Raw genomic sequence first — 20,654 nt, forward strand, 5'->3', positions numbered from 1 at the left:
AGCCGGGGGCCGGGGATGCCGGGCACGGTCTCGCTCGCGACCGCTACCCAAGGAAGCTCAACCGAACCTGACGGTTGGCATTGTCTTTGTTGGTGTCGACCAGGCACACGGACTGCCACGTGCCGAGCTCCAGACGGCCGCCGATCACGGGCAGGGTGGCGTGCGGCGGGACGAAGGCGGGCACGACGTGGTCCCTGCCGTGGCCCGGGCTGCCGTGGCGGTGCTGCCAGCGGTCGTCGGCGGGCAGCATGGTGTGCAGCGCGGCGAGCAGATCGGCGTCGCTGCCCGCGCCCGTCTCGATGAGGGCGATACCGGCCGTCGCATGCGGGACGAAGACATTGAGCAGGCCGTCCCTGCCGCCCGCCGCCTCCGTGAGGAACTCCTTGCAGGCGCGGGTCAGGTCGGTCACCGTCTCGGTCGAGCCGCTGGAGATGGTCAGGGTCCTGGTGGTGAAGGGTCCGGGCATGAGTCCATCTTCCCGTTCGCACCGTACGATCGCGCGCGCACGCTCGCGCCGCACGGAGTCCTCTCAGGCCCCGGCCGTCGCCCCCTGCCGCAGCGCCTCGATGAGCATCTCCACCGACGGCCGCCCCCGCGCGGCAGCCCGCACCGCCACCACGACATGGCGTTCGACCGGATCGTCCAGCGGCACCGGCGCGATCCCCTCGGAGCGCAGCCGCAGCATCAGGCCGGTCAGCGGCGCCACGCCCAGCCCCGCCCCGACCATGGCCAGCGAGGTGGCGGTGTCGGTGACCTCGTGGACGACGCGCGGTTCGAATCCTGCCCGGCGGCAGGCCGTACGGATGGCCCTTCCGTAGTACGTACGGGCCGCGGGCAGAATCCAGTCCCGGTCGGCCAGCTCGGTCAGCCGCCACGACGTCCCCGCGGGCGGCGCCCCGGCCGCCGGTACCGCCAGCGAGAAGCGCTCGGAGTGGAGCCGTACCAGCTCGGAGGCCTCGTCCCGGGGCAGCGGGGCATCCGGGTAGTCCAGGCCGAGCGCCAGGTCGACCCGGCCCGCGGAGACCTCCGCGTGGGCCTGGTCGACATCCACCTCCTGGCTGACCAGGCGCACGCCGGGGTGGTGCTCGGCCAGCCAGCGCAGCGCGGGCGGCAGAAACGCCGCGGCCGCCGTGCCGAACACCCCGAGCCGCAGCCTCGCCGCGATCTCCGCGCGGGTGCGCTCGATGGCGGCCGCCGCCTCGGCCTGCGCCCGCAGGATGTGCCCGGCGTGGACGACCAGCGTGTGCCCGGCGTCGGTGAGTTCGACCCGGCGTCCCGCGCGCCTGATCAGCTGCGCGCCCGCGGTCCGCTCCAGCTGGGCGATCTGCTGGGAGATCGCGCCGGGGGTGTAGCCGAGGGCCGCGGCGGCGGCCGTCATGGTGCCGCAGCGGGCGAGTTCGACCAGCGCGCGCAGATGTGCTCCACCCAGTTCCATACAGGGGATCTAAAAGATCGACTGCTGAAACTGTCAATGGACGCGAAGAGTCGGCCCGTCCACCATGGCTTTCATGGGTCACAGTGCTGAGGTCGTCATCGTCGGCGGTGGTGTCGTCGGGGCGAGCATTGCCTTCCATCTGGCCGAGGCCGGGGTGGAGGACGTCCTGGTCCTGGAGCGTGACGAACCGGCGTCGGGCTCGTCGGGCAAGCCGATCGGCGGGATTCGCGCCCAGTTCTCCGATCCGCTCAACATCAGGCTGGGGCAGCGCAGCCTGGAGGCGTGGCGGGCGTTCACCTCCCGCCCGGGGGCCGATGTCGGGGTCGAGAGCGTCGGCTATCTCTTCCTGCTCGGCAGCGAGGCCGAGGTGACGGCCTTCCAGCAGGCCGTGGACGTACAGAACGAGCTCGGGGTCCGCAGCGGGATCATCACGCCGCGCGAGGCGCACGAACTGTGCCCGTATGTGGATCCGGGTTCCTTCGTCGCCGCCGCGTACTCCCCCGACGACGGCTTCGCGCTTCCGAGGGCGGCGGTCGAGGGGTATCTGCGCGCGGCCCAGCGCCTCGGCGCGAGACTCCGTACGCACTGTGGCGTCACTGGCATCGACACCGTCGGCGGCCGGGTGCGGGCGGTGCGCACGACGGCAGGCACGATCCGTACCTCGGCCGTGATCTGCGCGGCGGGCCCCTGGTCCGCCGCCGTCGGTGCGATGGCCGGGGTGAAGCTGCCGGTCACCCCGCTGCGTCGGCAGATCGCGCTGACCGGGCGGCTGTCCCCCGCGCCGCCGCGGATCCCCTTCACCCTCGACTTCGCATCGACACTCTATTTCCACAACGACCGCGCGGACGGGCTGGTCCTCGGCCTGTCCGACCGGCGCCAGAAGCCGGGATTCGGACGGGAGTTCAGCCGGGAGTGGCTGGAGCCGTTCCGTGAGGCGGCCGGGCGGCGGGCTCCGGCGCTCGCCGGTATTACGGCCGGGAGCGGCTGGGCGGGGCTTTACGAGATGACGCCCGACCGCAATGCGCTGATCGGCCGGTCGGGCGACGTGGACGGCTTCCTGTACGCCACCGGTTTCTCCGGGCACGGGTTTCTGCAGGCGCCCGCGGTCGGCGAGATCGTCCGTGATCTGTATCTGGAGCGGACCCCGTTCATCGATGTGGGCCCGCTGTCCGCGGCCCGCTTCGAGGGGCGGGCCGCCGCCGTACGCCCCGAGGCTCACATCATCTGACCCCGGCACGACCGGTACGGGAAGGAGAACGCAATGGTCCCCACCTGGTGGCTGCGGGCCGCGTTCGCCCGTCGGCTCTCCGACATGTACGGGGCGGAGGTCCCCGCGTACACCACGCTTCTTCAGGTGTCGGTGCAGGTCAACGACGAGGTGATCGGCAAGGGCGGTGACGCGGGACGGCTCGGCGGCATCGAGCGGGTCACGGCCGAGCGGCACGGCGCCATCCGTGTGGGTACGCCGCGCGAGATGCGCCAGGTCGCCCAGATCTTCGCCGCGTTCGGCATGCGGCCGGTGGGCTTCTACGATCTGCGCGAGGCGGCGGCCAGCTCCGTGCCGGTCGTCTCCACCGCGTTCCGGCCCATCGACGCCGAGGAGCTGGAGCGCAATCCGTTCCGCGTCTTCACCTCCCTGCTCACCACCGCCGACCGGCGGTTCTTCGACGCAGATCTTCAAGCGCGCCTCGAATCGTTCCTGGCCCGGCGTGAGCTCTTCCCTCCCGAGCTTCTGGACCTCGCGGCGCGCGCCGAGCGGGAGCAGGGACTCGACGAATGGTCCGCCGAGCGCTTCCTCACCCTGGCGGTGGCCGCCTTCGAGCTCTCCCGGGAGCCGGTGGACCGCGCCTGGTACACCGAACTGGAGCGGATCTCCGCCGTCGCCGCCGACATCGGCGGCGTCGCCGGCACCCATGTCAACCACCTCACGCCGCGGGTTCTCGACATCGACGAGCTCTACCGGCGTATGGGCGAGCGCGGCATCACGATGATCGACCGGATCCAGGGTCCGCCGCGATGGGACGGGCCGGATGTGCTGCTGCGCCAGACGTCGTTCCGCGCGCTGGCCGAACCGCGCCGTTTCCGCGAGCCGGACGGCAGCGTCGCGGTGGGATCGCTGCGGGTGCGCTTCGGCGAGGTCGAGGCCCGCGGAATCGCGCTGACAAGGGCGGGCCGTGCTCTCTACGACGAGTTGGCGGGTGAGCCGGCCGAGGTCTGGGAGCAGCGGTTCCCGCGTACGGAACGTCAACTGGCCGTCCAGGAGCGAGCGTTCTTCCGCTACGAACCGGGCGGCGACCGGCCCCGCGACGACCGCACCCCGCCGGACGATCTGGCGGGCCTCCTCGACGGGCGATGGGTGCGCGCCCGCCCCATCGTCTACGAGGACTTCCTCCCCAGGTCGGCCGCCGGGATCTTCCAGTCGAACCTCTCCGACGAGGGCACCTGGGACTCCGCGGCCCAGGGCGCCCATTACGACCAGCAGTGGCTCTCCGGCGTACTGGAGCGCCCCGTCCACGACCCCTTCGACCTCTACGCCGCTCAGCAGGACAGCTCAATTCGCCAGGCCCGTCAGGCCCTCGGACTCCCCAAGGACACACCGTGACCAGCACCGGCACCACGCTTCCCGACAACGACTCGTTGCGCGCCCGGGCCCGCGAGAGCCTGCGCGGCTGCGGCGCCCGACTGCCCGTGGACGGCGGCGATGTCATCGCCCGTACGCCGCTGACGGGCACCACTTTGTTCACCCTGCCCGCGACGACACCCGAGCAGGCCGACACGGCGATCGGCGCGGCTGACGCGGCGTTCCGCGAGTGGCGCACGGTCCCGGCGCCGCAGCGCGGGGCGCTGGTCAAGCGGCTGGGTGAACTGCTGAGCGAGCACAAGGAGCAGCTGGCCGACCTCGTCACCATCGAGGCGGGCAAGATCCGCTCCGAGGCGCTCGGCGAAGTGCAGGAAATGATCGACATCTGTGAGTTCGCGGTCGGGCTCTCCCGGCAGCTGTACGGGCGGACCATGGCATCCGAGCGTCCTGGCCACCGCCTCTCGGAGAGCTGGCACCCGCTCGGCGTGGTGGGTGTGATCTCGGCGTTCAACTTCCCGGTGGCGGTCTGGGCGTGGAACACCGCGATCGCTCTGGTCTGCGGTGACACGGTGGTCTGGAAGCCCTCGGAGCTCACCCCGCTGACCGCTGTGGCCTGCGACGCCCTGCTCGCGCGCGCCGCCGCCGACACCGGTGCGCCGGCCGGTGTGCACGGGCTTGTGCTGGGCGGCCGCGAGACGGGCGAGCGGCTGGTCGACGACGAGCGGGTGGCTCTGGTGAGCGCGACGGGGTCGGTCCGGATGGGGCGGGAGGTCGGCCCGCGGGTGGCCGCGCGCTTCGGCCGCTGTCTGCTCGAACTGGGCGGCAACAACGCGGCGATCGTCACGGCCTCCGCCGATCTCGACCTCTCGGTGCGCGGGATCGTGTTCTCCGCGGCGGGCACGGCGGGCCAGCGCTGCACCACCCTGCGCCGGCTGATCGTCCACGAGGACATCGCGGACCGGCTGGTGGAGAAGATCGTCCACGCGTACGGCCAGCTGCCCGTGGGCGACCCGTTCCAGGAGGCCACCCTGGTGGGCCCGTTGATCTCTCCCGCGGCTCACCGGGCGATGACCGAGGCGCTGGCGGCGGCCGAGGCCGACGGCGGGAAGATCCTCACCGGCGGCGACCGGCAGCTGGGCGAGCAGGCGCCGGACGCGGCATACGTCCGGCCCGCGGTGGTGCGGATGCCCGCGCAGACGGACGTCGTACGCCGGGAGACCTTCGCGCCGATCCTCTATGTGCTCACCTACCGGACGCTTCAGGAGGCCGTCGCGCTGCAGAACGGGGTCCCGCAAGGCCTGTCCTCCAGCATCTTCACGCAGGACCAGCGGGAGGCGGAGCGCTTCCTCGCGGCGGACGGCTCCGACTGCGGGATCGCCAACGTCAACATCGGTACCTCGGGCGCCGAGATCGGCGGGGCGTTCGGCGGCGAGAAGGAGACCGGCGGCGGGCGCGAGTCGGGTTCGGACGCGTGGCGGGCGTACATGAGGCGGGCGACGAACACGGTGAACTACTCCGACAGCCTGCCGCTCGCGCAGGGAGTGAACTTCCTGTAGCCCCGTACGGGGTCAGGAATAGGACCGGGAAGCGGACCGGGAAGATCCACGCACCCTGCACGGTTGGTAGAAACGTGAACAACTTCGGGGTACGTGACGTGGACGTGGTCGTCATAGGCGCCGGACAGGCAGGACTGTCCGGCGCCTACCATCTGCGGCGCGCCGGACTGGTGCCGGACCGCGATTTCGTGGTGCTCGACCATGCCCCGCGAGCCGGGGGTGCCTGGCAGTTCCGCTGGCCGTCCCTCACCTACGGCAAGGTGCACGGCATGCACGCGCTGCCGGGCATGGAACTGACGGGTGCGGATGACGGGCACCCCTCCTCCGAGGTGATCGGCGCGTACTTCACCGCGTACGAAAGGCGCTTCGATCTGCGCGTACACCGGCCCGTCGATGTCACGGCCGTGCGCGAGGGCGAGGGCGGTCGGCTGCTCGTCGAGACCTCCGAGGGGACCTGGGCGGCGCGGGCGCTGATCAACGCGACGGGCACCTGGGACCGCCCCTTCTGGCCGCGCTACCCGGGTCAGGAGACCTTCCGGGGGCGGCAGTTGCACACGGTGAACTATCCGGGACCCGAGGAGTTCGCCGGACAGAGCGTGATCGTGGTGGGGGGCGGGGCTTCGGGCACCCAGCATCTGATGGAGATCGCGGACTACGCGGCGGACACCACCTGGGTGACGCGGCGGCCGCCCCTCTTCCGCGAGGGCCCCTTCGACGAGGACGCCGGGCGGGCGGCCGTCGCCATGGTCGAGGAGCGCGTACGCCGCGGGCTGCCGCCTCAGAGCGTGGTCTCGGTGACCGGGCTGCCGCTCACCGACGCCGTGCTGCGGGCCCGCGAGTCGGGCGTTCTGGACCGGCTGCCGATGTTCGACCGGATCACGCCGACGGGCGTGGCCTGGGACGACGGGCGGACTGTGGAGGCGGATGTGATCCTCTGGGCGACCGGATTCCGCGCGGCGATCGACCATCTCGCGCCGCTGAAACTGCGCGAGCCAGGTGGCGGCATCCAGGTGGTCGGCACCCGCGCGGTACGGGACGCCCGCGTCCATCTCGTCGGATACGGGCCTTCGGCCTCGACGATCGGCGCCAACCGGGCGGGCCGGGCAGCGGTCCGCGAGATCAAGCGGCTGCTGGAGCGCGAACCGGCCCTGGCCTGACGCCCGTCAGCCGCTACTGCTCGCGCTTCTGCGCCTGGCGTTGAACTCCGCGACGTTGCGCCGATGCTCTTCGTAACCGGCCGTGAAGCGCGTGTCCCCCGGCGCCACGGTGACGAAGTAGAGCCAGTTGCCGGGCGGGGGACTGATCGCCGCGCGCATGGCCTGCTCCCCCGGATTGTCGATGGGGGTCGGCGGCAGCCCGCGGCGCTGATAGCTGTTGTACGGGCTGTCGATGCGGGTGTCGGCGGCCGTGGTGTCCAGCGTGCTGCGGTTCAGCGCGTAGTTCAGGGTCGAGTCCATCTGCAGCGGCATCCCCTGCGCGAGCCGGTTGTAGATGACGCGGGCGACCTTCCCCATGTCCTCCGGTGTGTCGGCCTCGGCCTGAACGATGCTGGCGATGCTCACCGTCTGATAGGCCGTCAGCCCGCTGCGCTCGGCGCCGCTGCTCATGCGATCGGCCCCGAACCGCTGATGGGCCGTGTTGACCATGTAACTGAGCAGACTCTGAGGAGTGGACGTGGAGTCGACGGGATACGTGGCCGGGAAGAGGTAGCCCTCGGGATTGCCCCGGGCGTCGGCCGGGAGTTTCAGCCGCGCCGTGCCGACCGCCTTCGCAGTGGTGCCCGGCGGCTCGTCCAGGGCCTTGTCGATCGCCGCGTAGACCTGAGTGGCGCGCCAGCCCTCGGGGACCAGCAGCAACTTCTTCTCCTCCTGGGCCCCGTTCAGTAGCAGCGGCACCAGGACCGCGACGGCCGCGACGGCCGCGACGGCCGCGACGACAAAGGCGGTCACGGTCAGCACCAGTCGGCCCCGCCGGGTCAGCCCGAACCTGCGACCGGGCGGTCCCGACGACGGTTCATTCTTCATACAGGCACGCTAACCCGGGGCTCGCCCCGATCCCCGCACCCGGTGCTGGGCGACACATGACTGTGCCGCGGCCGACGGCCGGCCGGAGGCTCAGGGAGCGAAAGGCGGCAGCGCGGCGAACTCGGGCACCACCTGGACCGCCCCGGCGAGCGCGTCGAGTGTGCGTCGCACGCGACTCAGCGGATGGTCCGGGAACTGCGCGTCCCACTGCGCGTGGTCGGCGGCATGGAAGGGCAGACCACCCTGCACCTCCGGCGCGTAGGGGTGCGGCCGGAAGTACTTGTCGTGGCCGACCTGCGCCATCACCATGGCCTCCCGCATCCCCGTCATGCCCCGCTCGGGTGCCTGGATCTTCACCACGGTGCTGCAAGTCGCGCGCGGCACGGTGAAGCTGCCGATGAATGCCTGGCCGCTGGGCTGTCCCGGCAGCGGCAGCTTCAGTATCTGCTTCAGCGCGGGCAGCGGGCCGAGCGACTTCACGGATGCCTCGATCAGGCCACCACCTGCCTGGGCGGTCAGGCGGGTGAGCGCGGCGCGCAGCGAGGGGCCGTCGTCGAGCGAGGCGGGCAGGTCCGGCGGCAGCCCGAAGAAGTGCAGCGACAGCACATCGCCTTCGTCGTTGGCCCAGACGTCCTGGTCGACGGGCCGGTATCCGGGCAGTTCCACACCGAGGAGAGCTCTCATGGGCGGTGATCATGCCGTACCCGGACGGGCGACGGTCCGTCAGGGTGCCACCGGGGCCAACCGGGCGTCCCTGCGGACCAGTTCGGCATATCGGCCGTCCCGGTCGAGCAGCTCCTCATGGCTGCCGCGCTCGGCTATGCGCCCCGCGTCGAGGACCACGATCTGGTCGGCGCCCCTGACCGTGGAGAGCCGGTGGGCGATGGTGATGGTGGTCCGGCCCGCCGAGAGCGCGTCGATCGCCTGCTGCACCGCCTGCTCCGTACGGGTGTCGAGCGCGCTGGTCGCCTCGTCGAGGATGAGGACCGGCGGGTCGCGCAGAATCGTCCTGGCGATGGCGAGGCGTTGCTTCTCGCCGCCGGAGAAGCGGTAGCCACGTTCGCCGACCAGGGTGTCGTAGCCGTCGGGCAGCGTTGCGATGTGGTCGTGGATCTGTGCCGCCCTCGCGGCCGCCTCCATCTCTGCCTGGGTCGCGTCCGGCTTGGCGAAGCGCAGGTTCTCGGCGACAGAGGCGTGGAAGAGATACGTCTCCTGGGAGACGACTCCCACGGCCCGGGCGAGGCTGTCGAAGTCCAGCTCCCGGACATCGACACCGTCGATCGTGACCCTGCCACCGGTGACGTCGTACAGCCGCGGGACGAGATAGCTGAGCGTGGACTTGCCGGAGCCGGTCGGGCCGACGACGGCGAGGCTGCCGCCGGCCGGGACGGCCACGTCGATCCTGTCGAGGGTCGGCCGCTTCTGCGTGTCGTCGTACACGAAGTCGACGTCCTCGAACCGGACTTCGCCACGGATCTTCTCCAGCCGGACCGGCTTCTCGGGCTCGGTGATGTCCACCGGCAGATCGAGATACTCGAAGATCCGCTGGAACAGGGCGAGCGAGGTCTGCATCTGCACTCCGGTGGAGAGCAGGCTCACCGCGGGGCGGAACAGGCCCTGCTGGAGCGAGACGAAGGCGACGAGCGTGCCGATCGATATCGCGGCTCCGCCCGACTGGAGGGCGAGTCCGGCGGCCCAGTAGATGAGGGCGGGCATGGCGGCCATGACGATGCCGATGGTCGACATCCGCCACCGCCCGGCCATGCTGGAGCGGACTTCGAGGTCGACGAGCCGCTCGGACTCCTCGGCGAAGGACTTGGTGAGCGAGTCGGCCCGGCCCATGGTGCGGCCGAGCAGGATGCCGCTGACGGAGAGCGACTCGGTGACGGTGGCGGCCATCGCGGCCATCTGCTTCTGGCGCTGCGTGGTGATCTTCTTGCGCTCGCGGCCGACGCGGCGGCTGATCCAGACGAACAGCGGCAGCAGGAGCAACGAGACGGCGGTGAGCCGCCAGTCGAGCGCCAGCATCGCGACGACGGTGGCGACCACGGCAGTGAGGTTGGAGACCAGGGAGGTCGCCGTCGAGGTCACGGTCGCCTGCATCCCGCCGATGTCGTTGGCGATGCGCGACTGGACCTCTCCGGTGCGGGTTCTGGTGAAGAACGCGAGCGGCATGCGCTGCAGCTGGGCGTAGACGCCGGTACGCAGATCATGCATGACACGCTGGCCGACGGTGGTGGAGATCAGTGTCTGGAGTACGCCGAAGACGCTGGTCATCACCGCGGTGAGGATCATGCCGAGAGCGAGCAGGCTGAGCAGCCCGGTGCGGCCCTGCGGAATGGCGGTGTCGAGGATCTCGCGCAGCAGGAACGGCGAGGCGACCGAGACGAGCGACGCGGCACCGACGAGCAGGCCGACGACGGCGAGGCGGCCGCGGTAGGGGTGGAAGAGCCGGAGAATCCGCCGCACTTCGGCGGGCGGTTGCTCCGCATCACGGGATGGTGGTGTCCAGTTGGACTCGGCGTCGATACGCATGGGCTCCTTCGACCAGGGGCGAGACGGCGGGGACGGTGAAGCAACAGGAAGGGTGGTGCGGCAAAGATTTTGAGAGCATAGCTCATTGTTACCTATACTCACAATGAGCCCGGTCCTGATATTGTTCCCGGCATGAGCACCGACCCCGACGGCCTGCTGGCCGAGCAGCTCCTGCGGCTGACCCGACGGCTGCACCGCAGCCAGAAGCGCCAGCTGGAGTCGGCCGACATCGCGATCACGCCCGCCCAGTCCCGCCTCCTGCGCACCCTCGCACATTACGACGAGCCGCCCCGCATGGCCGATCTCGCGGCCCGCCTGGAGGTGGTCCCGCGCGCCGTGACCAGCCTGGTCGACGGCCTGGAGGCGAGCGACTGCGTCCGCCGCGTACCCGACCCGACCAATCGCCGGGTGATCCGGATCGAGCTCACCGACACCGGCCGCGCCGCGCTCAGGGCGCTGCGCAGCGCACGCCGGGCGGCTGCGGAGGACATCCTGGCTCCCTTGACCACCGACCAGCGCGAGGTGCTCGGCGGACTGCTGTCCACCCTGGTCGACGGGCCGGGGCCACGCTGCTGAAGCGGGGCGACCCGTCGCCGTCCGAGCAGACCCTCAGAGCAGGTCAGCAGTACCGCCGGTCCTCGGTCAGCACCCCCTGGACCGTCCGCAGGGCGCGGTCGTAGCATCCGCCGGAGCCGTGGAGCCGGTAGCGCTCGGCCGACGTGCCGACCGCGTGCCGCTGATCACGCGGCACATTGGCCGTGTAGGTCGCATCGCCGGTGTACATGTCGTCGAGGCGCGACCATGCCAAGCGCCGCCCGCTCCGCGCCACGACGGTGTCGGCCTTGTCCCCCAGGGTGAGGACAGTGCGCAGCCGGTCACCTTCGCCCAGTGTCGTGACACCGTCCATCGTGTAGGTCCGATGGCTGCGCGTGACCTGCCCCCCGCTGGTGACGCGCTCGTCGTCGCTCCAGGTCCCCTTGAGTGCGTCCATGTTCTCGCCCTCGGTCCAGCGGTGGACGGAGGTGTTCGTGAGCGCGCGGCTGACGGTCGTGGCGACCCGTCCGTGCGAGGTGTCGAGGTGGCCGCCGACGGTGAGCCGATGGGCGCCCTCGGTGTCGAGCCGGTGCTCCGAACCGGGCGTGTACGTCACGGAGTTGACCGGCGTGGATTCCTCGTGCCGGGTCAGCGCGCCCGTCACCACCGCGCTCCCCTCGTCCTGCCAGACCAGCACATTGGTGGGCGTGCTCCAGCCGGTCTGACCCTGCGGAACTCCGACGACGGACACCTCGATCCGGTGGGGCATGCCGTCGTTGAGCCGGGCGGCGAAGGGAGTGAGGTCGTACTGGACGGGCTTGATGTCGAAGGCGCGCGGCCCCGGAATCACGTACCAGAGGAAGGGGTTGGACCAGCCGCCCGTCCAGACCGTCGGGAACGGCGCTGCGATTCCGGCGAGTTGTCCGTCGACCTTGATCTGCACCTCGCGGTACGGCCCGCCCGCGGCCTTGCAGGAGTACGGCACGGAGTCCGGGACGGTCAGATACCAGTACTCCTCGCAGCCGCCGCCCGACCCGGTCGCGTACACCTCGGCGAGGATCCGCTCGGAGTTGCGCGGCGTGGTGAGTGAAGTGCCGGCCGGCGCAAGCACCTTGTCGGGCGTGGCGGGCGCCTTCGCCGTGCCGCCCGCCATGTAGAAGGTCAGCGTCACCTTGACGTCGAGTACCCCGGTGTACGTCTCGTTGACCACGTTGCCGATGAGCATCTCGACCGGCTGGGCGCTGCGCAGGGTGTCGCTGTAGCGCGTGATGTCCTTCTCGACCGACCAGGCGATGCCGTCCGGCGAGGGCTGCGGGGTGGACGTACGAAGGATCTCGACGCCGCCGACGGTGAGATGGCCGAGCCGGTCGTACTGACGTCCCTTGACGCTGCCGTCCAGCCGCAGCACCACCCGGCTCCAGCTCGTGCCGCAGCCCTTCGGGGGCGTGTAACTCCCCTTGTACGGCGTGAAATCGCGGAACTGCGCCTCGGCGAGCGTCACATGGCAGGACTTCGTGTCCGGGCGGGCGACGGGCGGCGCGGCGGTCACCGGGTCGTGCCAGTCGGTTCCGAACTCGGCAGGGGGCTCGTCGGCCGCGGCGGCGGGCCCGGCACCGAGCAGCGATCCGGCCGCCAGCGCGAGACCGGCGAGCATGGACATGATCTGTCGTCGTCTCATGCGTCAGGAGTGAAGCGTGCGGCGGGTGCCGGGCGCCAGACCCGCGTGTTCGACCTTGGCGCGTTGTGTGTGCTGCGCACAAAATTCGATTGCGGGAAGGGGCTCCGAAAGGCGAACCTTGCACGGTTTCCGCCACACTTTCGAGCTCTGGGACATCATGCAGATTCGCGATCTTCCCTACCCCGACCCTGGTGTGGCCGATGCCAGGTCCGGGCCGCGTTTCCTGCTCTGGCTCGGGCGGAATCAGCTGGGCGGACAATGCAAGGCACTGGCCTGGGGCCTGCTGCACTTCTGCGGTGTGGCCGGGCTGCCGCTGGGCGTCGGCCGGGCCGTACAGGCGGTCGTGGACCGTTCCGGCAGCGCCCTGGCACTCGCCGGCGCGCTGATCGTCCTGTGCGGCGTCGCGATCACCTTCGGCGACACTATGCTGCACCGCGCCGCCGTCACCAACTGGATCACCGCCGCGGCACGTGTCCAGCAGCTGCTGGCCCGCAAGGCGGCCGAGCTGGGCTCGGCCCTGACCCGCCGGGTCGCGGCCGGCGAGGTGGTCGCGGTCTCCACGGGCGACGTGGAGAAGATCGGCTGGTTCGTCGAGGCGGTCTCGCGCTTCGCCGCGGCCGCCATCACGGTGGTTCTGGTCTGCGTCGGCCTCGTCCTGTACGTACCGGCGCTGGGCTTGGTGGTCGCGATCGGCGTCCCCGTGCTGGCGCTGGCCGTGCTGCCGCTGCTTCCGCGCGCCACCGGGCGCGCCGACATCCAGCGCGAGAAGGCGGGCAGGGCCACCGAGCTGGCCTCGGACACCGTCGCGGGACTGCGGGTGCTGCGGGGCATCGGCGGCGAGGAGCTGTTCCTCGGCCGCTACCGGCAGGCATCCCAGGAGGTGCGCAGGGCGGCTGTGCGCAGCGCCCGTATGTGGTCGCTCATCTCGGCCATCCAGGTGCTGCTGCCGGGCCTGCTGCTGATCGCGGTCGTCTGGTACGGGGCCGGGCTCGCCCAGGACGGCCGGATCGAGGTCGGTGAACTGGTCACCGCCTTCAGCGCGGTGACGCTGCTGATGTACCCGCTGCGGCACTTCGAGGAGATCGCCATGGCGTACTCCTTCTCGCGGCCCTCCGCGAAACGGGCCGCGCGAGTGCTGTCACTGCGGCGGGCGACCGAGCCCTCCGGAGTGGAGTACGGGCGCCCGAGCGGCGATCTGTACGACCCCGCCACCGGCGTCCTCGCGCCCGCGAGCCGGTTCACGGCCGTGGTCTGCGGCGACCCGGACGCGGCGGGACTGCTCGCGGAACGGCTGGGCGGGCATCCGGCCGCCGACGTGGCAGGCGCGCCGTCCGTGCTGCTCGGCGGGGTGCCGCTGGACGACCTGGCGCTGGACGAGGCCCGTGCCGCCGTCCTCGTACAGGACAAGGATCCGGTGCTGCTCTCCGGAACGCTGCGGGAGCTCCTCGACGTCCCCTCCTCCGGCAAGGTCTCCGCACAGGACGCCCTGCGGGCCGCGCAGTGCGGCGATGTGCTGGACGCGCTCGCCCAGGCGTCATTCGACACTGACGGCGACCCGATGCGCACGCGGATCACCGAGCGCGGACGGTCGCTGTCCGGCGGGCAACGCCAGCGGCTTGCCCTGGCGCGCTCCCTGGTAACCGACCCCGAGGTGCTGGTCCTCGACGAGCCCACCTCCGCCGTGGACTCGCACACGGAGGCACGGATCGCCGAGGGCATCAAACGGCTGCGGACCGGCCGCACCACGGTCGTGTTCGCTTCCTCACCGCTGCTGCTGGACCGCGCGGACCGGGTGGTGTTCGTGCACGACGGCAAGGTGGCCGCGGTCGGTGTGCACCGCGAACTGCTGCACACCACCGCCGGCTACCGAGCGGTGGTCACCCGCGAGACCGAGGAAGAACAGCTCGGCGGGATCACCGTCATCGGCGAACTGGAAGCACTGGAAGAGATCGAGGAGTCGGCATGATCGGCGTGGCGCCACCGGCGTACGACCCGGCGGCCCCGGAGACGGCGGCGACCCTGCCCGTCGGCACACCGGCGACCGTGCGGGCGTACGTCCGCGAACTGCTGCGGCGGCACCGCAGGGCCTTTGTGCTGCTGGTCTCGGCCAACGCCGTCGCGGTGATCGCCTCGATGATCGGTCCCTATCTGCTGGGCGGGCTCGTCCAGGACCTGGCGGACGGGGCGCGGGATCTCCATCTGGAGCGCACCGCCGCGCTGTTCGCGCTCGCGCTGGTCGTCCAGACCGTGTTCGTACGGGTGATGCGGCTGCGCGGTGCGATGCTCGGCGAACAGATGCTGGCGGACCTCCGCGAGGACTTCCTCGTGCGGTCGGTCGGGCTGCCTCCGGGTGTCCTGGAGCGGGCCGGCACCGGTGACCTGCTCTCCCGTATCACCACCGACATCGACCGGCTGGCCAACGCCATGCGCGAAGCCGTGCCGCAGTTGGCGATCGGCGTCGTCTGGGCCGCGCTGCTGATCGGCGCGCTCACCGTGACCGCGCCGCCGCTGGCGCTCGCGGTGCTCGTCGCCGTTCCTGTGCTGGTGATCGGCTGCCGCTGGTACTTCAGGCGTGCGCCCTCGGCGTACCGCTCGGAGGCCGCCGGGTACGCGGCGGTGGCCGCGATGCTGGCCGAGACCGTAGACGCCGGGCGGACGGTCGAGGCGCACCGCCTCGGCGGACGCCGGGTGGCACTGTCCGAGCAGCGGATCAGGGAGTGGACCGCCTGGGAGCGCTACACGCTCTATCTGCGGTCGGTGCTCTTCCCCGTCATCAACGTGACGCATGTGACGATCCTCTGCTCCGTGCTGCTGATCGGCGGCGTCTTCGTCCTCCAGGACTGGATCAGCGTCGGGCAGTTGACGACGGGCGCCCTGCTCGCGCAGATGCTGGTCGACCCGGTCAATCTGATCCTTCGCTGGTACGACGAGCTCCAGGTCGCCCAGGTGTCGATCGCGCGGCTCGTCGGCGTACGCGAGATCGAGCCGGACGCGGGCGACGCGGGCGTCGTGCCGGACGGCCGCGATGTCCGGGCGGACGAGGTGCACTTCGGCTACCGCGAAGGCGTGGACGTCCTGCACCAGGTGTCCCTGGCGGTCGCGCCGGGCACCCGGCTCGCCCTCGTCGGCCCGTCCGGCGCGGGCAAGTCGACGCTGGGCCGCCTGCTCGCGGGCATCTACGCCCCGCGGGCCGGACAGATCACGCTCGGCGCCGCCGAGCTGTCCCGGATGCCCGCGGAGCGCGTCCGCGAGCATGTCGCCCTGGTCAACCAGGAGCACCACGTCTTCGTGGGCTCGCTGCGCGACAACCTGCTGCTGGCCCGTACCGACGCGTCCGACGCCGAGCTGCTGGCGGCACTCGGCGCGGTCGACGCGGACTCCTGGTCACAGGGACTGGACAACGGCCTGGACACCGAGGTCGGCTCGGGCGGCTTCGCGCTCACCCCGGCTCAGGCCCAGCAGATCGCGCTGGCCCGCCTGGTGCTCGCGGACCCGCACACGCTGGTCCTGGACGAGGCGACGTCACTGCTCGACCCCCGGGCGGCCCGTCATCTGGAGCGCTCGCTGTCGCGGGTGCTGGACGGCCGCACGGTGGTGGCCATCGCCCACCGCCTGCACACCGCGCACGACGCGGATGTGATCGCGGTGGTGGAGGACGGCCGGATCAGCGAGCTGGGCAGCCATGACGCGCTGGTGGCGGCGGACGGGGCGTATGCGGCGCTGTGGCGGTCCTGGCACGGGTGAGGTGATCGCGGCCAGCCCTCCAGGGCCTGAGCCAAACGGCAGGCTCAAGGTCCTGTCCGGTCGATCAGGCCGGATCAGCGAGCGGGGTCTGGTGCGGTGCATCGCAAGGCGGAGGAGGGAGCCCACGCGGAGCGTAGGCGACTGACGACAACGCGGCGAGGTGCCGCACCAGGGCACGCGAGCCCGGCAAGATCGGCCGGACAGGACCTAGATGTACCCCAGCGCCGCCGCGCCGCCCACTCCGCCGAGCAGCATGAACACCGGCATCAGCACCTTCAGCTCGATCCAGCTCCCGGCCCGGAACCGCATCGCCTTCGGCGGGCCAAGCGCGTACCAGCGCTTGCGGCCGACCGGGATGGGCCACAGGATCGGGCAGCCCGAGACCGTCAGCGCGTCGCCGATGTCGTGCACGAGCGCGCCCAGCACGATGGGCAGGCCCAGCCACAGGTACTCCTGGCCGGGGGCCGTGAACAGCCAGTCCGCGCCATTGCCCGGCTTGTCGAGCACTCCCGCCAGGATCCATGCGCTCGTGGCGCCGAGCAGCCAGACCAATATGTCGCTGGAGACCCGCGCCGCCCGCCACAGCAGGCCCTCCACCGCGAGTACCAGATGGATGAAGAGGATCGCGAGGACCGCCCACCGGCCTCCGAAGATGGCCAGCGCCGAGGTGCCCGCGCCGATCATGACTGCCCACAGCCAGGTGTGGGTGAGCGTGCGATGGCCGCCGGTCCTGCGCTTGTCGCCCTGCTTCTTTGTCGCTGTGTAGACCGCGTACGACAGCTTGTCGACGATCTCGCACAGTCCGCGCGATATGGGCCCGAAGGCGCGCGAGATCGTCGCCGCCTTGTGGTCGAGGTCCGGCGCCAGCGCCGCACCGGCGCATATCAGCGCTCCGACCACGAGGACCGGCCACGGCATCGGATGGCCGGCGGCGGCTGTCGCCGCGCCCACCCCCAGCCAGGCAGCCGCCCCGGACAGTGAGTGCGCCGGTCCCATCATGTGCGTTTCCCGCCCCATTGTTCTTGTGGTGAAGCCCAGTTGACAGGGCAGCGTATCGCCCGCGATCTTGCCGCCGACGTCCGGTTCCCTGATCCGGGGTGAAGGCAGGCAAGATGGGGGGCGTGACCCTTATCGATCAGCTGCCGCCGGATACCGACCCCGATGTTCTCTTCGAAGCCTTCTCCTCATGGGCCGAAGGCCAGGGCATCACGCTCTATCCGGCTCAGGAGGAGGCGCTGATCGAGGTGGTTTCCGGGGCGAATGTGATCCTTTCGACCCCCACCGGCTCCGGAAAGAGCCTCGTTGCGGCGGGCGCGCACTTCGCCGCTCTCGCCCATGACCAGGTGACCTTCTACACCGCGCCGATCAAGGCGCTGGTCTCCGAGAAGTTCTTCGACCTGTGCAAGCTCTTCGGCACGGAGAACGTCGGAATGCTGACGGGCGACGCGTCCGTCAACGCGGACGCCCCGGTCATCTGCTGCACTGCCGAGGTGCTGGCCTCCATCGCCCTGCGCGACGGCAAAAACGCCGATATCGGCCAGGTCGTGATGGATGAATTCCATTTCTACGCCGAGCCGGACCGCGGCTGGGCCTGGCAGATCCCGCTTCTGGAGCTGCCGCAGGCGCAGTTCATCCTGATGTCGGCGACCCTCGGCGATGTCTCCATGTTCGAGAAGGATCTGACCCGTCGCACCGGCCGCGAGACCGCCGTCGTGCGGTCCGCGACCCGGCCCGTGCCGCTCTCGTACGAGTACGTCACGACGCCCATCACGGAAACGCTGACCGAGCTGCTCGAAACCCGGCAGTCGCCGGTCTACATCGTGCACTTCACGCAGGCCCAGGCGGTCGAGCGGGCGCAGTCGCTGATGAGCATCAACATGTGCACGCGCGAGGAGAAGGACAAGATCGCCGATCTGATCGGCAGTTTCCGCTTCACCACCAAGTTCGGGCAGAACCTGTCCCGTTACGTACGCCATGGCATCGGTGTACACCACGCGGGCATGCTGCCCAAGTACCGCCGTCTGGTCGAAAAGCTCGCGCAGGCAGGCCTGTTGAAGGTCATCTGCGGTACCGACACTCTCGGGGTGGGTGTCAACGTCCCCATCCGCACGGTGCTGTTCACCGCGCTCACCAAGTACGACGGCAGTCGGGTACGGACCCTTCGCGCCCGCGAGTTCCATCAGATCGCCGGGCGCGCCGGGCGGGCCGGCTTCGACACCGCCGGTTTCGTGGTCGCCCAGGCCCCCGAGCATGTCATCGAGAACGAGAAGGCGCTCGCGAAGGCCGGCGACGATCCCAAGAAGCGCCGGAAGGTGGTCAGAAAGAAGGCTCCCGAGGGCTTTGTCGCCTGGTCGGACACCACGTTCGAGAAGCTGATCGCCTCCGAGCCGGAGCCGCTGACCTCCCGCTTCAGGGTCACCAACATCATGCTGCTCTCGGTGATCGCCCGGCCCGGGAACGCCTTCAAGGCGATGCGCCACCTGCTGGAGGACAATCACGAGCCGCGCAAGGCGCAGCTGCGCCACATCCGCAGGGCCATCGCCATCTACCGCTCGCTGCTCGACGGCGGAGTGGTGGAGCAGATGGACAAGCCCGACGCCGAGGGCCGCACCATCCGGCTCACCGTCGACCTCCAGCAGGACTTCGCGCTGAACCAGCCGCTGTCGACCTTCGCGCTGGCCGCCTTCGACCTGCTCGACCCGGAGTCCCCGTCCTACGCCCTGGACATGGTCTCCGTCGTCGAGTCGACGCTCGACGACCCCCGCCAGATCCTGGCCGCCATGCAGAACAAGGCGCGCGGTGAGGCGGTCGGCCAGATGAAGGCGGACGGCATCGAGTATGAGGAGCGCATGGAGCGCCTCCAGGACATCTCGTACCCCAAGCCGCTGGAAGAGCTGCTCTGGCACGCGTACAACGTCTACAAGAAGTCGCACCCCTGGGTCGGTGACCACCCGGTCTCGCCCAAGTCCGTCATCCGTGACATGTACGAACGGGCCCTGACCTTCACGGAGTTCACCTCCTGGTACGAGCTGGCACGCACCGAGGGCATCGTGCTGCGCTACCTCGCGAGCGCGTACAAGGCGCTCGACCACACCATCCCCGACGACCTCAAGACCGAGGACCTCGAAGACCTGATCGCCTGGCTCGGCGAGATGGTGCGGCAGGTCGACTCCAGCCTGCTCGACGAGTGGGAGCAGCTCGCCAACCCGGAGATCGAGACCGCCGAGCAGGCCCAGGAGAAGGCCGACCAGGTCAAGCCCGTCACCGCGAACGCACGCGCCTTCCGGGTGCTGGTGCGCAACGCGATGTTCCGCCGGGTGGAGCTCGCCGCGCTCGACAGGGTCGACGACCTCGGGGAGCTGGACGCCGAGTCCGGCTGGGACGAGGACGCCTGGGGCGAGGCGATGGACGCGTACTGGGACGAGTACGAGGAGCTGGGCACCGGGCCCGACGCCCGCGGGCCCAAGCTGCTGCTGATCGAGGAGGACGCCGAGCACGGGCTGTGGCGCGTCCGGCAGATCTTCGCCGACCCGAACGGCGACCATGACTGGGGTATCAGCGCCGAGGTCGATCTGGCAGCCTCCGACGAGGAAGGCCGGGCGGTCGTGCGCGTCACGTCCGTCGGCCAGCTCTGACACCTGCCCCGCCCCCTGGGAACACAGGAGAACACCCGATGACGAACCCGGCCGAGCGCCTGGTCGATCTGCTCGACCTGGAGCAGATCGAGGTCAACATCTTCCGCGGACTCAGCCCGAACGAATCCCTGCAACGCGTCTTCGGCGGGCAGGTGGCGGGTCAGGCGCTGGTCGCGGCCGGCCGCACCACCGACGGCGAGCGGCCGGTCCACTCGCTGCACGCCTACTTCCTGCGGCCGGGCATCCCCGGCGTGCCGATCGTCTATCAGGTCGAACGGGTCAGGGACGGCCGCTCCTTCACCACCCGCCGGGTCACCGCGATCCAGGAGGGCAAGACGATCTTCAATCTGACCGCCTCCTTCCACCGGCCGGAGACGGGCAGCATCGAGCACCAGCTGCCGCCGCGGCTGGATTTCCCGGACCCCGAGACGCTCCCGACAGTCGCCACGGAGATCCGTGAGCACCTGGGTGCGCTGCCCGAGGCGCTGGAGCGGATGGAGCGGCGCCAGCCCTTCGACATCCGCTATGTCGACCGGCTGCGCTGGACGCCGGAGGAGCTCAAGGAGGCGGACCCGCGCAGCGCGGTGTGGATGCGCGCGGTCGGCCCGCTGGGCGACGACCCGCTGGTGCACACGTGCGCGCTCACCTACGCGAGCGACATGACGCTGCTGGACGCGGTCCGTATCCCGGTGGAGCCGCTGTGGGGCAGGCGCGGCTTCGACATGGCCTCGCTCGACCACGCGATGTGGTTCCACCGGCCCTTCCGCGCGGACGAGTGGTTCCTCTACGACCAGGAGTCCCCGATCGCCACGGGAGGCCGCGGGCTGGCGCGCGGCCGTATCTACGACCTGGCGGGCAATCTGCTGGTTTCGGTCGTCCAGGAAGGTCTCTTCCGTCCCTGGGGTTCACAATGAACGTCGATTGCCTGCCCC

General features: G+C 70.6%; 16 protein-coding genes. 9 read left to right on the forward strand and 7 right to left on the reverse strand.

All coding sequences use genetic code 11. The features are described from left to right. Positions 1 to 43: 43 nt before the first annotated feature. Positions 44 to 466 (reverse strand): YjbQ family protein, encoded by a 423-nt coding sequence (locus OOK40_RS31010; protein WP_266488160.1) that lies wholly within the window; start codon positions 464 to 466, stop codon positions 44 to 46. Between the two features lie 63 nt (positions 467 to 529). Then, positions 530 to 1,435 (reverse strand): LysR family transcriptional regulator, encoded by a 906-nt coding sequence (locus tag OOK40_RS31015; protein WP_266488162.1) that lies wholly within the window; start codon positions 1,433 to 1,435, stop codon positions 530 to 532. Positions 1,436 to 1,508: 73 nt separating this feature from the next. Here OOK40_RS31015 and OOK40_RS31020 point away from each other — a divergent pair, with 73 nt between their 5' ends. From OOK40_RS31020 to OOK40_RS31035, 4 genes are all read left to right on the forward strand, one after another. Beyond that, positions 1,509 to 2,663, forward strand: a complete 1,155-nt coding sequence (locus OOK40_RS31020) for an FAD-binding oxidoreductase (RefSeq protein WP_266488165.1) — start codon at positions 1,509 to 1,511, stop codon at positions 2,661 to 2,663. A 33-nt stretch (positions 2,664 to 2,696) separates the two neighbouring features. After that, complete coding sequence (locus OOK40_RS31025; RefSeq protein ID WP_266488167.1) at positions 2,697 to 4,037, forward strand: VOC family protein; 1,341 nt, start codon at positions 2,697 to 2,699, stop codon at positions 4,035 to 4,037. Further along, complete coding sequence (locus OOK40_RS31030; RefSeq protein ID WP_266488170.1) at positions 4,034 to 5,572, forward strand: aldehyde dehydrogenase family protein; 1,539 nt, start codon at positions 4,034 to 4,036, stop codon at positions 5,570 to 5,572. The genes OOK40_RS31025 and OOK40_RS31030 overlap by 4 nt, the downstream gene beginning before the upstream one ends. A gap of 74 nt (positions 5,573 to 5,646) precedes the next feature. Further along, the gene (locus OOK40_RS31035; protein WP_266488173.1) at positions 5,647 to 6,729 is read left to right on the forward strand and encodes an NAD(P)-binding domain-containing protein; all 1,083 of its coding nucleotides are present in this window, start codon (positions 5,647 to 5,649) and stop codon (positions 6,727 to 6,729) included. 6 nt (positions 6,730 to 6,735) lie between these two features. On the opposite strand, the gene mltG is transcribed toward OOK40_RS31035, so the two are convergent. The 3 genes from mltG to OOK40_RS31050 form a co-directional block, all read right to left on the reverse strand. Then, positions 6,736 to 7,596, reverse strand: a complete 861-nt coding sequence (mltG, locus tag OOK40_RS31040; protein WP_266488174.1) for an endolytic transglycosylase MltG — start codon at positions 7,594 to 7,596, stop codon at positions 6,736 to 6,738. Positions 7,597 to 7,686: 90 nt separating this feature from the next. After that, a complete protein-coding gene (locus OOK40_RS31045) occupies positions 7,687 to 8,280 on the reverse strand; it encodes a hypothetical protein (protein ID WP_266488177.1) in 594 nt (197 codons plus the stop codon). A 39-nt stretch (positions 8,281 to 8,319) separates the two neighbouring features. Next, on the reverse strand, positions 8,320 to 10,131 hold the full coding sequence (locus tag OOK40_RS31050) for an ABC transporter ATP-binding protein (protein ID WP_266488179.1): 1,812 nt from the start codon (positions 10,129 to 10,131) through the stop codon (positions 8,320 to 8,322). A gap of 132 nt (positions 10,132 to 10,263) precedes the next feature. Here OOK40_RS31050 and OOK40_RS31055 point away from each other — a divergent pair, with 132 nt between their 5' ends. Then, complete coding sequence (locus OOK40_RS31055) at positions 10,264 to 10,707, forward strand: MarR family winged helix-turn-helix transcriptional regulator (protein ID WP_266488181.1); 444 nt, start codon at positions 10,264 to 10,266, stop codon at positions 10,705 to 10,707. A 43-nt stretch (positions 10,708 to 10,750) separates the two neighbouring features. Here the strand turns inward: OOK40_RS31055 and OOK40_RS31060 are convergent, their stop codons facing one another. Further along, positions 10,751 to 12,343, reverse strand: coding sequence for a peptide-N4-asparagine amidase (locus OOK40_RS31060; protein WP_266488182.1), 1,593 nt, complete (start codon positions 12,341 to 12,343; stop codon positions 10,751 to 10,753). Between the two features lie 157 nt (positions 12,344 to 12,500). On the opposite strand from OOK40_RS31060, the gene OOK40_RS31065 reads away from it, so the two are divergent. Both OOK40_RS31065 and OOK40_RS31070 read left to right on the forward strand, forming a co-directional pair. Beyond that, a complete protein-coding gene (locus OOK40_RS31065) occupies positions 12,501 to 14,309 on the forward strand; it encodes an ABC transporter ATP-binding protein (protein ID WP_266488541.1) in 1,809 nt (602 codons plus the stop codon). Then, positions 14,306 to 16,087 carry an ABC transporter ATP-binding protein gene (locus OOK40_RS31070; RefSeq protein ID WP_266488185.1) on the forward strand — a complete coding sequence of 594 codons (1,782 nt, stop codon included), beginning with the start codon at positions 14,306 to 14,308 and terminating at the stop codon, positions 16,085 to 16,087. Before OOK40_RS31065 ends, OOK40_RS31070 begins: the two co-directional genes overlap by 4 nt. Positions 16,088 to 16,294: 207 nt before the next feature. On the opposite strand, the gene OOK40_RS31075 is transcribed toward OOK40_RS31070, so the two are convergent. Continuing rightward, entirely contained in the window at positions 16,295 to 17,086 is a 792-nt protein-coding gene (locus OOK40_RS31075; RefSeq protein WP_266488187.1) for a metal-dependent hydrolase, read from the reverse strand. A gap of 122 nt (positions 17,087 to 17,208) precedes the next feature. On the opposite strand from OOK40_RS31075, the gene OOK40_RS31080 reads away from it, so the two are divergent. Both OOK40_RS31080 and OOK40_RS31085 read left to right on the forward strand, forming a co-directional pair. After that, complete coding sequence (locus tag OOK40_RS31080) at positions 17,209 to 19,722, forward strand: DUF3516 domain-containing protein (RefSeq protein ID WP_323136134.1); 2,514 nt, start codon at positions 17,209 to 17,211, stop codon at positions 19,720 to 19,722. A 38-nt stretch (positions 19,723 to 19,760) separates the two neighbouring features. After that, complete coding sequence (locus tag OOK40_RS31085) at positions 19,761 to 20,636, forward strand: acyl-CoA thioesterase II (protein ID WP_266488193.1); 876 nt, start codon at positions 19,761 to 19,763, stop codon at positions 20,634 to 20,636. The last annotated feature ends 18 nt before the right edge of the window (positions 20,637 to 20,654 follow it).

Source organism: Streptomyces sp. NBC_01481 (genome assembly GCF_026339995.1).
Lineage (GTDB): Bacteria > Actinomycetota > Actinomycetes > Streptomycetales > Streptomycetaceae > Streptomyces.